14 protein-coding genes are annotated in these 13086 nt (G+C 69.9%); 13 read left to right on the top strand and 1 reads right to left on the bottom strand.

The annotated features are described in order from the left end of the window. The first annotated feature begins 66 nt into the window (after positions 1–66). From Raf01_RS06500 to Raf01_RS06465, 8 genes are all read left to right on the top strand, one after another. Positions 67–1269 (top strand): LCP family protein, encoded by a 1203-nt coding sequence (locus tag Raf01_RS06500; protein WP_203916802.1) that lies wholly within the window; start codon positions 67–69, stop codon positions 1267–1269. Positions 1270–1429: 160 nt separating this feature from the next. Continuing rightward, positions 1430–2707 (top strand): LCP family protein, encoded by a 1278-nt coding sequence (locus Raf01_RS06495; protein ID WP_239133418.1) that lies wholly within the window; start codon positions 1430–1432, stop codon positions 2705–2707. Between the two features lie 134 nt (positions 2708–2841). After that, on the top strand, positions 2842–4302 hold the full coding sequence (locus Raf01_RS06490; protein ID WP_239133417.1) for an LCP family protein: 1461 nt from the start codon (positions 2842–2844) through the stop codon (positions 4300–4302). Between the two features lie 9 nt (positions 4303–4311). Further along, positions 4312–4638, top strand: coding sequence for a rhodanese-like domain-containing protein (locus Raf01_RS06485; protein WP_203916801.1), 327 nt, complete (start codon positions 4312–4314; stop codon positions 4636–4638). A 14-nt stretch (positions 4639–4652) separates the two neighbouring features. Further along, positions 4653–5462: a glycerophosphodiester phosphodiesterase gene (locus Raf01_RS06480; protein ID WP_203916800.1), complete on the top strand. Its 810-nt coding sequence runs from the start codon at positions 4653–4655 to the stop codon at positions 5460–5462. 95 nt (positions 5463–5557) lie between these two features. Continuing rightward, on the top strand, positions 5558–7027 hold the full coding sequence (locus tag Raf01_RS06475; protein ID WP_203917075.1) for a PAS domain-containing sensor histidine kinase: 1470 nt from the start codon (positions 5558–5560) through the stop codon (positions 7025–7027). Continuing rightward, positions 7021–7467, top strand: coding sequence for an ATP-binding protein (locus Raf01_RS06470; protein ID WP_203916799.1), 447 nt, complete (start codon positions 7021–7023; stop codon positions 7465–7467). Before Raf01_RS06475 ends, Raf01_RS06470 begins: the two co-directional genes overlap by 7 nt. Positions 7468–7478: 11 nt before the next feature. Then, positions 7479–8372, top strand: coding sequence for a DUF5926 family protein (locus Raf01_RS06465; protein WP_203916798.1), 894 nt, complete (start codon positions 7479–7481; stop codon positions 8370–8372). Positions 8373–8387: 15 nt separating this feature from the next. On the opposite strand, the gene Raf01_RS06460 is transcribed toward Raf01_RS06465, so the two are convergent. Further along, a complete protein-coding gene (locus Raf01_RS06460; RefSeq protein WP_203916797.1) occupies positions 8388–9587 on the bottom strand; it encodes an arginine deiminase in 1200 nt (399 codons plus the stop codon). A 153-nt stretch (positions 9588–9740) separates the two neighbouring features. On the opposite strand from Raf01_RS06460, the gene Raf01_RS06455 reads away from it, so the two are divergent. The 5 genes from Raf01_RS06455 (at position 9741) to pheA (ending at position 13077) form a co-directional block, all read left to right on the top strand. Continuing rightward, the gene (locus Raf01_RS06455) at positions 9741–10433 is read left to right on the top strand and encodes a hypothetical protein (RefSeq protein ID WP_239133416.1); all 693 of its coding nucleotides are present in this window, start codon (positions 9741–9743) and stop codon (positions 10431–10433) included. Positions 10434–10566: 133 nt separating this feature from the next. Continuing rightward, positions 10567–11010: a PAS domain-containing protein gene (locus Raf01_RS06450; protein WP_203916796.1), complete on the top strand. Its 444-nt coding sequence runs from the start codon at positions 10567–10569 to the stop codon at positions 11008–11010. A gap of 86 nt (positions 11011–11096) precedes the next feature. Continuing rightward, entirely contained in the window at positions 11097–11477 is a 381-nt protein-coding gene (locus Raf01_RS06445) for an ACT domain-containing protein (RefSeq protein ID WP_203916795.1), read from the top strand. A 102-nt stretch (positions 11478–11579) separates the two neighbouring features. Beyond that, positions 11580–12113: a hypothetical protein gene (locus tag Raf01_RS06440; protein WP_203916794.1), complete on the top strand. Its 534-nt coding sequence runs from the start codon at positions 11580–11582 to the stop codon at positions 12111–12113. A 19-nt stretch (positions 12114–12132) separates the two neighbouring features. Beyond that, positions 12133–13077, top strand: coding sequence for a prephenate dehydratase (gene pheA / locus Raf01_RS06435; RefSeq protein WP_203916793.1), 945 nt, complete (start codon positions 12133–12135; stop codon positions 13075–13077). Positions 13078–13086 lie beyond the last annotated feature (9 nt).

The following is a 13086-nucleotide window of genomic DNA, read 5'->3' as shown; positions in this document are numbered from 1 at the left end:
CCCGATCTGTACCCGTCGCCGTCGTGGCGGCAGGGACGACTAGCAGGGGCTACGTACCCTGGGTGAATGACGACGCCCTCCGGTCGAGCTCACGTCTCCGGTCCGCAAGCCCGAGCCAGCGGTCGCGCTGGTGTGCCGAGCACCCGCGGCTCCGCGACGGCTCCGCCGACCCGCCGGCAGGCCGATCCCGGCTTCGGTGGCGGGCCCGGCGGCGGCGGTCCGGGCGGTGGTGGGCGCGGTCCGGGAGGACCACAGGGCCCGGGTGGCTCGCCCGGGCGGCAGTACCGGGGCCGGAGACGGCCGCACTGGGGTCGGATCGCGCTGGTCGCCGGCGCGGCCGTGGCGCTGATCGCGGTGCTTGCCGGCTTCGGTGTGTTCCTGTATTCGCGGCACCTGGATTCGCAGATCGGCCGCACCGACCCGTTCAGCAAGATCACCGGCGATCGGCCGCCCGTGCTCGCCAAGGGCGCCATGAACATCCTGCTGCTGGGCAGCGACTCGCGTGATCCGGACGAGAAGGCCAACGCTGGGTCGCGGACCGACACCATCATCCTCATGCACATGCAGGCGGACCATAAGCACGCGTATCTGATTTCGATTCCGCGTGACACGTACGTCAACGTCCCCGGGCACGGCAACAACAAAATCAATTCGGCATTCGCGTTCGGTGGGCTGCCGCTGGTCATCCAGACGGTCGAGGGCTTCACCGGTGTGCATGTCGACCACCTCGCACTGATCGATTTCGGCGGTTTTCAAGAGGTGACCGACGCGCTGGGCGGCGTGGACATGCAGGTGGATCAGACGATCACCTCGATCCACCCGCCGCACCGGGTGTTCAAGAAGGGGCTGGACCACTTCAACGGCGCACAGGCGCTGGACTACGTACGGCAGCGGTACCAGTTCTCCGATGGCGACATCACCCGGGAAAAGCACCAGCAGCAGTTCCTCAAGGACATCATGGACAAGGCGGCGAGCACCGGCACGCTGACCAATCCCGGGAAACTCAACGGCTTCCTCCAGGCGGTGACCAAGGCGATGACCGTGGACAAGGACTTCTCGCTGGCCGACATGGCCTGGCAGTTCCACGGGCTGCGTAGCAGCGACCTCACGTTCATGACGAGCCCGTACAGCGGATTCGGTACCCGGGACGGGCAGAGTGTGGTGCTGGCCGACCACGACAAGGCATCCGCCCTTTACGACGCGGTAGCGAAAGACACGGTCGCCAGTTATCTGGCGAGTACGTCCTCGTCACCGACCCCGGGTCGGTAGTCGATCGTTAACCAACCGTAGTAATGCAGGAAAGGTGTGCCGTGCTTGTGCCCGAGTGCACCTTTCCCTCTAACTTGCACCTAAGTCAGGCTCGCATCTGTCGTGACCCATACGTACAGTGCATGTTGTTCTCGAATGTTTCTCGCGACAGGAGCCGGTAGTGCAATACGCCTCCAGCGCGGCCTTCGACCCGTCCGACGATGACCGGTCGTCCGGTAGCCGGCGTTCCGGTGGCCGCCCGGGCGGCGGCGGACCGCCCCGCCAGCGCGGCGGCAACCGGCGCCCGAAGAAGGGCGGCAAGCGTCGGGACCCGCTCTGGGCGAAGCTCTTTGTCGTGTTCGGGGCGCTGCTCATGCTGACCAGCGGCGTGGCCATCTTCGGCACCAAGGCGCTGCTCGCCGCGGCGACGAAGAGCGTGACCCAGCAGAACCTGCTCGGTTCGGCCGGTGCCGACCGGTCTCACGCCTCGGTCAACGGGCCGAAGAACATCCTGCTGGTCGGTGTCGACTCCCGGCCGAATCAGGACCCGAACGAGCTGGTCCGCTCGGACTCGATCATCATCCTGCACATTCCGGCCAGCCACGATCAGGGCTACATGATCTCGATCCCGCGTGACACGTACGTGGAGATCCCGGAGTACGACAACGGGAAACAGAAGTACGACGGCGGTCACGACAAGATCAACGCGGCGTTCGCGTTCGGTGGCCGGGGCCTGACCGGCAACGCGGCCCGGCAGCACGGTTTCGAGCTCCTGGAGAAGACGATCCAGACACTGCCCGGCATGTCGGACATCAAGTTCGACGCCGGTGCGATCGTCGACTTCACCGGCTTCCAGCAGGTGGTGCAGGTCCTCGGCGGCGTGACGATGTACGTCGACGAGACCACAAGGTCGATCCACGTCGGCTTCACGAAGAGCGGCAAGGAAGAGGAGCCGTTCCACGTCAACTCCGACGGCACGGTCGGCCGCGCGGTCCCCGGCGTGACGCCGGAGACGTACACCAAGGGCACCCATCACCTGTCTCCGTGGCAGGCGCTGGACTACGTGCGCCAGCGCGACCTGCTCGAGAACCAGGACGGCGACTACGGCCGCCAGCGTCACCAGCAGCAGTTCATCAAGGCGGTCTTCAAGGAGATCCTGAGCAGCGGCACGCTGACGAACCCGGCCAAGCTGACCAAGGTTCTCGACACGGTCGGCAAGGCGATGACCGTCGACACCGGCGGTGTGTCGATCGAGGACTGGATCTTCGCTATGCGGAACATCGGCGCGAACGACCTGCTGACCATCAAGACCAACGGCGGTCAGTTCAGCACCCAGATGATCAACGGTCAGAGTGTCCAGACACTCGACGACACCAGCATGCAGCTGCTCCAGTCCGTCGTGACCGACTCGGTATCCAGCTTCGTCCAGCTCCACCCGGACTGGGTCGCGGCGAGCTGACCGGCTCCCTCCGAAGAATGCGGCATCTTCCGGACGACTGTGGGTCGTCCGGACAGCCGTGCGCGGATACGTGCGGCTGACGGAGTTGATCCGCCGCCGTACGGGGTCGCGATTCGTGAAGGCTGTTCGTACAGTTGAGGAACCTTTTCGGCCGCGGCGCTCCTGGAGGAACCACGTCCACCACCGGTCGTTCCGACGTAACGCCGCCGATCGAGCCACAGGCGCCGGTCGAGCAGCCACCCGCCGCCCCGGCCGAGGCGACCAGGCCGGCCGCCGCCGGTGAGGCCACGGGTGCCGCGGCGCTGGACCTGAAGCAGGACGACTCCGTCCGCGGCCCGCACATCCCGTCCCAGCGGAGCTCGAGCGATACCGCCCCGGTGGGCGAGCCGGCGACCGCCCCGGATCCCGCCGTCGAGACCGCCCCCGATCCCGCGGCCCCGGATCCCGCCGATCCGGACTCCGCCGACGCGGACTCCAACGACGCGGACTCCGCCGGCCCGGCCTCCGCCGGCACCGATCTCGGTCCCGATCCCGTCGCGCCGGTCGCGCCGGTCGCCGTTCGCCGCCGTAGGCCGCTGTGGGCCAAGGTTCTCGTGTCGGTCGGGGCCGTCCTCGTGCTGCTGTCCGCCGGTACCGTGGCCGGACTGCATTACCTCGCCGGCAGGTACGACAAGTCGGTACACAAGGCGATCCTCATCGACCCTGGCGCCCGGGTGCAGCCGACCGACGACGGCGGGCTCACGGCACCGTTCATCGGCCCGGCCGTCACCGGCCCGCTGAACTTCCTGCTGCTCGGTTCGGACGCCCGGGACACCGATCCGAGCAACGGCCAGCGGTCGGACACGATCATCCTGGTCCACATCCCGGCGAGCCTCGACCGGGCGTACCTCATCTCGATCCCCCGGGACCTGCGGGTGCGGATCCCCGCCGATCCGGCGACCGGGTTCGAGGGTGGCCGCCAGAAGATCAACGCGGCGTTCAACTACGGCGGCGGTGGCGTCGGCGGCTTCCAGCTGCTTTCCAAGACGCTCAACCAGCTGATCAACATCAAGTTCGACGGTGCCGCGATCATCAACTTCGACGGCTTCCAGAACGCCGTCAAGCTGCTCGGCGGCGTGAACCTGTGCGTGGACGAGAAGACGAAGTCCATCCACACCAAAGTCACGTACCAGGTCGGCTGCCAGCACATGGCCCCCTGGCAGGCGCTGGACTACGTCCGCCAGCGCGAACTGCTCCCCGAAGGCGACTACGACCGGCAGCGCCACCAGCAGCAGTTCCTCAAGGCCATCTTCCAGGAGGCGATCGACCAGGGCATCGCCACCAACCCGATCAAGCTGGACCAGCTGATCCGGGCGGTGGGCAGCGCGCTGACCGTCGACACCAACGGGGTACCGCTGGCGAACCTCGTCTTCGGGCTCAAGGGCATCAACGCGGGTTCGCTGGTCGGCATCAAGCTGCCCTCCGAGCCGCAGATGATCGGCGGAGTCAGCTACGTGGTGGCCGAGGACGAAGCCACTTCGCTTTACCAGGCGATTGCCTCAGACACACTCGAAGATTGGGTGGCGGCCAACCCCAGTTGGGTGAACGCGATTTAGGCTGCCCAAATGCGCATCCCTGACGTGAGTTGCACGCAACTTCCCGCCGACGCCTACCTCATCGACGTGCGTGAGGACGACGAGTGGCGCGCCGGGCATGCCCCGGAGGCGGTACACCTGCCGATGATGCAGCTACCCGAGCGGCTGGCGGAGGTACCGAGGGAGGGCGACGTGGTGATCGTCTGCCGCTCCGGGCACCGTTCGGCCGAGGTGGTGCGGTTTCTTCTCGCGCAGGGGTACGACAACGTCCGCAACCTGACCGACGGCATGTTCGGTTGGGCCGCGGCGTCGCGCCCGCTGGTCAGCGAGGACGGCGGCGACCCGGTCATCTTGTAGAACGGCTTCCTCCCGTGAACGGACAGGGCCGCTTGGTCTTCGCGCACCGGGGCTCGTCCGAGGCCCTGCCCGAGCACACGTTGGGCGCCTACCTGCGGGCCGTCGACGAGGGCGCCGACGGGCTGGAGTGCGACGTCCGGCTGACCAGGGACGGTCACCTGGTCTGCCTGCACGACCGCCGGCTGGAGCGCACCAGCAACGGCCGGGGTGTGGTCAGCGCGCACACGCTGGCCGAGTTGAACCGGCTGGACTTCGGGTCGTGGCACCCGCAGTGGCCGGACAGCGCCGACGACCTGATCCTGGACCGGCCCGGCGGGCGTGAGGCGCACGCCAGCGTGCTGACCCTGGAGCGGCTCCTCGATGCCGCGCTGGGCGCCGGCCGGCCGATCCGGCTGCTGATCGAGACGAAACACCCGACCCGGTTCGGGCACGCCGTGGAGGAGCGGCTGGTCGCCGTACTGCGCCGGTACGGGCTGGAGCGTCCCGGGCCGGGACCGGTACAGGTGACCGTCATGTCGTTCTCGCCCGGTGCGCTGCGCCGGCTCCGGCAACTGGCGCCGGAGCTGCCCACGGTGCTGCTGATGGAGTTGCTGCCGCCCTGGCTCCGGGACGGTCGGCTGCCGTCCGGGATCGGGATCGCCGGCCCCGGGGTCCGGCTGCTGCGCAACCATCCCCGGTTGGCCGAGCGGCTGCACAACCAGGGCAACCGGCTGTACGTGTGGACCGTGAACACGGCCGCGGACGTGGACCTGGTGCTCGCGCTGGGCGCCGACGGGATCATTTCCGACCGACCCAGGTTCGTACTCGACCGGCTGGGCCGCTGACGAGGGAATCCCGGTAGCCCCCAGTCCCATTCGAGGGGCTCCGATGGGTTCCCCTCGGCGGTTCGATTGTGCAGACTTCAACCGTGGCGTCGGACATGGAGGGGCTTTTCGCCGAGCTGACCGCGCTCGCCGACATGGTCAACGCGGGGACGCCCGGCCTGACGGCGGTGCAGCGGATGGTGGAGTTCACCCAGGCCGCCGCGGGTGCCGAGGGTGCCGGCTTCGCCGAATACAGCTCCGTCGGCGGTCGGGTGATCGCCGGAAGCGGTGTGTCGGTCTGGGGGCTGGGCCGTCACGTCGACCCCGCGCATCCGATGATCGTCCGGCTCATGTCGTCGGACAGCCTCATCGAGGTCGGCCTCGACGAGATGCCCGTCGAGCTGGCCGAGCACATGAAGGACGCCGGCGTGCGCCACATGCTGGCCGCGAAGATCGAATTGAGCCGCCGGGTGGTCGGCACGCTGCACACCTACTTCTCCGGCGAGGGGCCGGCCACCGCTGTCCAGCGCAACGCGATGGCGCTGTCCGCCTCGCTGCTCGGGCACCTCTACCTGGACGGTCAGGGGCTGCCGGTCTACGGCGGCGAACCGGTGACGGCCATGCCGGCCGACGCGATCGCGGTGGTCAACGCGGACGGGACCGTCCGATCCTGGAACGACGCGGCGGCCACAGTGACCGGCCGCCCGGCGGCCACCGCCCTGGGTCGCCCGCTGCCGGTCCGAGTGCCGACCCACGGGCAGGTGCTCGACCAGCGCCTGCCGGACGGGCGCTGGTTGCAGGTCCTGGCCACCGACCTGCCGGGCACCGGCGACCGGCTGGTCACCCTGCGCGATGTGACTCAGGCTCACCGCCGCGAGCAGGCCCGGGATCTGTTCGTCACGGTCACCAGCCACGAGCTGCGCACGCCGGTGACGGTGATCAAGGGGTACGCGGACACCCTGGCCGACCACTGGGACGACCTGCCCGAGGCGGCGCGACGCGACGCGGCGGAGCGGCTCGGCCAGCGTTCCGGGGAGCTGGCCCGCCTGGTGGAGCGGCTTCTCTCCGCGGTCGGGGACGGCTCCGCGCTCGGCGGTCCCGCCGCCGGCCTGCCGTTCGACCTCGGAGAAGCGCTCCGCGACGCGGTCGCCGAGCTGCCTGTCGAGATTCGGACAACGGTCCAGGTCGACATCCCGGACGCCCTGCCGAAAGCGCTGGGTGAGCGCGCCACGGTCGCGACGGTGCTGTCCGAGCTGGTCACCAACGCGGTCAAGTACGCCGACCCGGACAGCCCGGTCGAACTGTCCACGCTGGCAGAAACCCGCTCTGTGGGCTTCCGGGTCTCGGACCGGGGCATCGGACTGTCCCCCGAACACGTTGAGCGGGCCTTCGATAGATTCTGGCAGGCGGAGTCGGGTAATCACCGTCGGTACGGGGGCGTGGGCCTCGGGTTGTACCTCGTCAGGCGGCTCGTCGAGCGACAAAACGGATGGGTGTCCTTACGTCCCCGCGAACTGGGAGGTACGGTCGCAGAAGTACGGCTACCACGTGCGGATCAGGGTCCGGGGGAGGCTAAAGCGTGGTGACGGCGGTAGCGGAGCGCGCATGGTGCGTCGTCGTGCCGCACCATGCCCGGGGGGCGCGGCAGGCTCGGCACCGGATCGCCGGCGAACTCGCCGGCGCGATCAGCTCTGAGCTCCTGGCCGACGCCGTCGCCGTGGTCGCCGAACTGGTCGGCAACGCGATCCGGCACGCCCGCCCGCTGCCCGGCGATGTGATCCGGGTGGCCTGGCGGATCCGGGCCGGTGTCAGCCACCAGCTGCTGGAGGTCCGGGTGACCGACGGCGGCGCCACCGAGGAGCCGCGCCAGCGGATCGTCGGCCCGGATTCGGTGGACGGACGGGGCCTGACCATCGTCGATGCCCTGGCCGACCGGTGGGGTGTCGAGCGCGACGGGCTCGGCCAGAGCGTCTGGGCCGAACTCAGTTTCCCGCACCGCACACCGGAGCCGTCCGCGGGTGTCTAAGCTGAACGCCCGTGAGCAAGCGTCGGAAGTCCTCCCGCACCGCGTCCCAGCGCACTGGCGAGCCCAAGCGGCAGAAGCTGCGTGACGTCTTCGTCCCCCGTCCGTTCCAGGGCCTGGCCGATGAGCCGGAGTGGATCGCGCTGCGCGAGCTGGTCCCCGCCGCGTCCGCGCCACTGAAGCTGTCCGCGTCGCTCGTGGAGCAGTACGGCGACCGTCCGGTCACGCTGTCCACGGTGCTGCCGATGGCGCTGCCGGCCATGACCAAGCCGGACGGCCGGGTCCTCATCGGGCTCCAGCGGCACGTGCAGTCCGGCGACGTGTCCCGGGACCTGTCGGTGGCGCTGCTGCGCGCGCTGGAGACCGAGCCGGGCGAGCAGGTGTCGATCCCGGCCCTGCCCGACGAGGGGCCGCGCCTGCAGGACGTGCTCGACGACGGGCCGCTGGACATCACCGTGCACGACGGCTTCGGGTACTGGCTGGATGAGGGCGCGGACGAGGACCCTAACGTGGCCGCCTCGCTCGACCGGGCCAACGCCTCGATCTACCCGACCGTACGGATGTCCGCCGCCCACGCCGCCTACTGGTGCCGGGTGCCGGAGAAGTCTCACGTGCGCTGGGTGCTCTCCGAGGACGAGGACTCCGCGATGGACGCCCTGGCGCGGCTGTCGGCGGAGGGGTTGCTGCTGCTCGGCGACGGTACGAAGTTCGCCGGCATGTTCCGCGCGCACGGCCTGCTGGTACCGGTCTGGGACCTGCCCCGGGAGCCGGACGCCGGCGAGTGGGAGGCACCGCTGGCCGACTTCACGAAGCGGTACGCGGAGGCGGTCGCCGCGTCCGATCCGCTCACCGGAGAGCAGCGCCGGGCCCGTCAGGGGTTGCTCGGCCGCCAGATCACCCTGCGCTGAGCCATCCGGCGTCGGTCAGCCCGGCGCCCCCACCGGGTCCCGGCTCACCGGGCACGACATGCACCTCGGACCGCCCCGGCCGGAGACCAGCTCCGAGGCCGGGATCCGGATCACCTCGATCCCGGCGCGTTCGAGCTGCGCGTTCGTCTCCCGGTTCCGGGCGTACGCGAGACAGACTCGGGGGGCGACGGCCAGCGTGTTGTTGCCGTCGTCCCACTGCTCGCGCTCGGCCGTCACCGGGTCGAGCCCGGTGTCGATGACCCGTAGCTGATCGATGCCCATCGCCTCGGCGGCGGCGTCCAGGAACGGCTGGGGGCCGTGGACGCGCGGGTCGTCGCCGCCACCGGTGACCCGGTAGGCGATCAGGTCTTCGGCCAGGTTCGGGTACATCACCACGGCGTCGACGTCGACCATGGTGCACACCGTGTCCAGGTGCATCGTGGCGCGCTGCTGGTGCACGGGTACGGCCAGGACGGTGTGCGCCAGCCCGGCCGCGAAGACCCGCCGGGCCAGGCGCTCGGCGCCCGCCGGGGTGGTCCGTTCACCGACCCCGACCGCGATCACGCCCGGGGCGAGGAGCAGCACGTCCCCGCCCTCCAGGTGCTCCATGCCGGGCTTGTAGAGCAGGCGGGTACCGGCGAACCGCGGGTGGTACCGGTAGATCGCTCCGGTCAGCGTGCTCTCCCGGCGCCGGGCCGGCATGGCGAGGCTGGTCACCGCGGCCTGGTCGCCGATCCACACCGAGGAGTCCCGGGTGAACAGCAGGTTCGGCAGCGGGTCGATGACGAAGTCGTGCGGGTCGAGCATCGCGTACACCAGGCCGGAGCCGGTACGCAGTTCCTCGTGCGCCAGCCCGCCGATCAGCACGCGGGCCAGCCCGGCCGGGTCGAGGTACCCGAGATAGTCGCCGACCTCGCGGCGCAGGGTCTCGCCGAGGCGGATGTCCGCCAGTACACCGGCGGACAGCTCATGCCTGGCTTCCGGTACGGCGAGCGCCTCGGTGAGCAGATCGGCGAGGTACAGCACCTCGACGCCTCGGTCGCGCAGCAGCCCGGCGAAGATGTCATGCTCCTCCTGCGCTCTGCCGACCCAGGGGATACCGTCGAACAGAAGTGAGCCATTGTTGCGTGGGGTGAGACGTAGGAGCTCCCGGCCGGGACGATGGAGCACGACGGTACGCAGCCGGCCGACCTCGCTGTCCGCATAGTGGACCACGGCGACAGCCTAGGACCAGCGCGGGGACGTGAATGTCAGATTCATCCCCGCTCACTCTCGCTCACTCCGTGGACTCAGACTGTTTGAGTACCCGATCGAGCACGTAACGTAGTGACAAGGACAACTGCATCGAACCCCCCTCGGAGGTTTCCGATGACCGGATTTCTTGACGCCGGCCGCCCACCAGGCTTGATGCCGACGGATCGCAACAACCAGAACTCCCTGCTCCAAGCGCCGCGCCCGACTCCGTTGGAGTGGGCGCGGCGCCGTCGTAACGAGCGGGACGCCCGGCGCGCCGAGGCGGTTCGCGAGCGCGCGGTGACCAGGATGTCGCGGTTGGGCGTGCAGTGGAAGGTGATCGACATCGCCGAGTTGGGTCTGCCGGCGAAGAACACCTTCCTCACCATTGGGCCGGGAGGTGTGTTCTTGGTCACAGTGAAAGAGCATGGCCGCACCCGGGTGCGGCTGGCCGGAGACGTCGTCCAGATCGACGGCCGGCGCCTGACCTACATCCCCGAGGCACGCAAGCTCGCTGATCAGGCCGGCAAGGCGATGTCCCGGACGGCGGGCAGCATGGTTCCGGTGACCCCGGTGGTGGCGCTGTCCGGCACCGGAGTGATCGACGTGCACGGATTGCCGAAGGGCTGCGTGGTCACCTCGTACCGGGAGCTGGACTACCTGCTCGGCGCGTACGGCGAGCGGATCGCGCCCAGTACGGTCAGCAAGCTGTACTCGATCGCGCGGCACCCGGTGACCTGGGCGACTCCGGAACAGCGGGCTCAGGTCGAGTCGTACAAGTGGTACGCGGGATCGACGGCCACTGACAAGACGGGCAGCGGGCGGTAACGTCTGCGGGGTGCCATCCTTGACCGATGCCATATTGTCCACTATGGACAGTTGGCCCGGTGTTCCTCGGGCGCGGGCGGCGCCCGTTGGAACCCAGGGTTATGGTGTTGGTGCGCAGCGTTGAGGAGGTGCCGTGGCTCATGTCGAACTCTCCGTCTCCGAACCGTTGGCCGGCCCGGACCGGGACGCCCCGCCCGAGCCGGAAGGTTCCCTGAGTCGGTGGGCCCGTGCCGTGGCGGGGGCCGCTGAGCCCTGCCTCGTGCTCGACGGCGTGTTCGAGATCGTGGCGGTTTCACCCGCGGCGTCCCGGCTGCTGGGCTTCCCCGACGAGGAGTCGGCGATCGGCCAGCGGCTGTCGGTGATCCCGCTGGTCGACTTCACCTCCCCGCCGGTGCCGTTGCCGGAGGGCGATCTGGAGAAGGTGCCGCCCAGGCTTGCCTACTCCTCCGGCCGGCTGGCCCGGGGGCTGCTGCGGGTCCAGACCGAGACCGAGGTGCACACGATCGACGCGGTGGCGACCCCGATCTTGGAAGGCGACAAGCCGGTCGGGTCGCTCACGTTCTTCTCGCGAATCTGACTTCGCGCAGGACCTGGGCCGGCCGCCCGATCCGACGATCTGGGACTGGAGTACCGCGTAAACGATCGATTGCGTACAGTCGCGGGATGCCGGATCTCCAGGTATTGCCGGGCGACTACGCGATCTGTCGCCTCCCCGCGGGTACCGCGCTTCCGGCCGGGCTCGATCCGGGGGCCGGAGTCGTCTCGGTGACCTGGACACCCGACGAGGTCTCAGTGATCTGTCCCCGGGATCAGGCGCCGGCCGAGGCGACCGTGGAGACGCCGTGGCGATGCCTGCGGGTGGCCGGACTGGTCGACCTGACCCTCACCGGCATCCTCGCCTCGCTGACCGGCCCGCTGGCCGAGGCCCGGGTCAATGTCTTCGCGTTCTCCACGTACGACACGGACTACCTTCTGGTGCCGGCGGTCCGGCTGGCCGAGGCCGTCACCGCACTGGGTGCGGCCGGACACCGGATCGCGAGCTGATCCACCTACGATAGGTCGCGTCCCTCACCGGGCTCGGCGATTGGTCTGGGTCGTTGCGCGGCGTTAGACGTGCCGAGCCAGACCGGTCGAGAAGGGTTCGCGATGACCCGCCGTACCACCCCCACGGCCTGCCGCGCATTGACCATCGTCGCGGTCGCCTGCTGCCTTGCCGCCTGTTCGCGGGCGCCGGAGCCGTACGTCGCCCCGAGCCTGGGTCCGGCGACCGCCTCGCCGTCCCCCGCGCCGTCGGATTCTGCGTCGCCGGACCTTCCTCCGCCGCCTCCCCCGCCACCCGCCTCGGGGCGGCCGAGCGCGAGCTTCGGCGAGACCACCGCGGTCAGCTGTGCCGGCCACCCGTCCGCCGACCAGGTGGCGACGAAGGTGCGCGCGGCCGGACTGGTCAGCGGCAACGCGAAGCTGACGGTAAAGGTCGCTCCGATGTGCGCGGGCAGCTGGCAGTACACCGTCTTCACGGTCAGCGGGCGGGAGCCGCTGCAGGTGGTGACCCAGGGCCAGCCGGGGGCGCTGACGCTGGTGACCGCCGGTACCAACGTCTGCAGCACCCAGGTGTCCGCTCAGGCTCCGGCCGGCATCCTCTCGGTCGCGCAGTGTGGGCTCGGCGTGCCACCGGCCTGATCCCGTTAGTCTTTGGGGCATGCCAGGCGTACCACCGACCCGCTTCATCTATCTCGGGCCCGAGGGCACCTTCTCCGAGCAGGCGCTGCTGACGATCCCGGCCGCGGCGAAGGGCACCCGGACACCGGCCCGCAGCGTGCCCGAGGCGCTGGAGGCGGTGCGGTCGGCCGACGCCGACGCGGCGCTGGTCCCGGTGGAGAACTCGATCGGCGGCCAGGTCGGCGTGACCCTCGACGAGCTGGCCAACGGCAGTCCGCTGGTGATCACCCGTGAGGTGGTGATCCCGGTGGAGTTCGTCCTGGCGGCGCGCGGGCCGGTAGGGCTCGACTCGATCCGGTCGGTCGCCGCGCACCCGCAGGCCGCCGCCCAGTGCCGGCACTGGCTGCGCGGCCACGTTCCGGACGCCACCGTGGTGGAGGTGCTGTCCAACGCGGCGGCCGCGATCAGCGTGTCCGCCGGTGAGCACGACGCGGCGATCTGCGTACCGGTCGGCGCGGGCCGGGTGGGGCTGACCGTGCTGGCCGACAAGATCGCCGATCATCCGGACGCGGTGACCCGGTTCGCGCTGGTCGCCCGGCCGGGCCCGCCGCCCCCGCCGACCGGCGACGACGTCACGTCGCTGGCGGTGTACATCTCGCACGACCGGGTCGGGGCGCTGCTGGCAGTGCTGATGGAGTTTGCCGTCCGGGGCGTCAACCTGACCCGCATCGAGTCGTACCCGACCGGAGAGCGGCTGGGCCGGTACGTGTTCTTCCTGGACTGCTCCGGTCACGTCGCCGAGGCCCGGGTCGGCGAGGCCCTCCAGGGGCTGCGGCGCATCTGCGCGGACGTGCGGTTCATCGGCTCGTACCCTCGTGCCCAGGCGCACTACGGCCCGGCGTCGTCCGCGGTCGCGGCGGCGGACGCGGACTACGCGGACTCGGCGGCCTGGCTGGCCCGGATTCGGGCAGGCGAACTGGCCTGACCCGGCTCG

This window comes from Rugosimonospora africana, assembly GCF_016862975.1.
Lineage (GTDB): Bacteria > Actinomycetota > Actinomycetes > Mycobacteriales > Micromonosporaceae > Rugosimonospora > Rugosimonospora africana.
The sequence above is the reverse complement of the archived record's forward strand: the minus strand, read 5'-3'. Positions and strand labels throughout refer to the sequence as shown.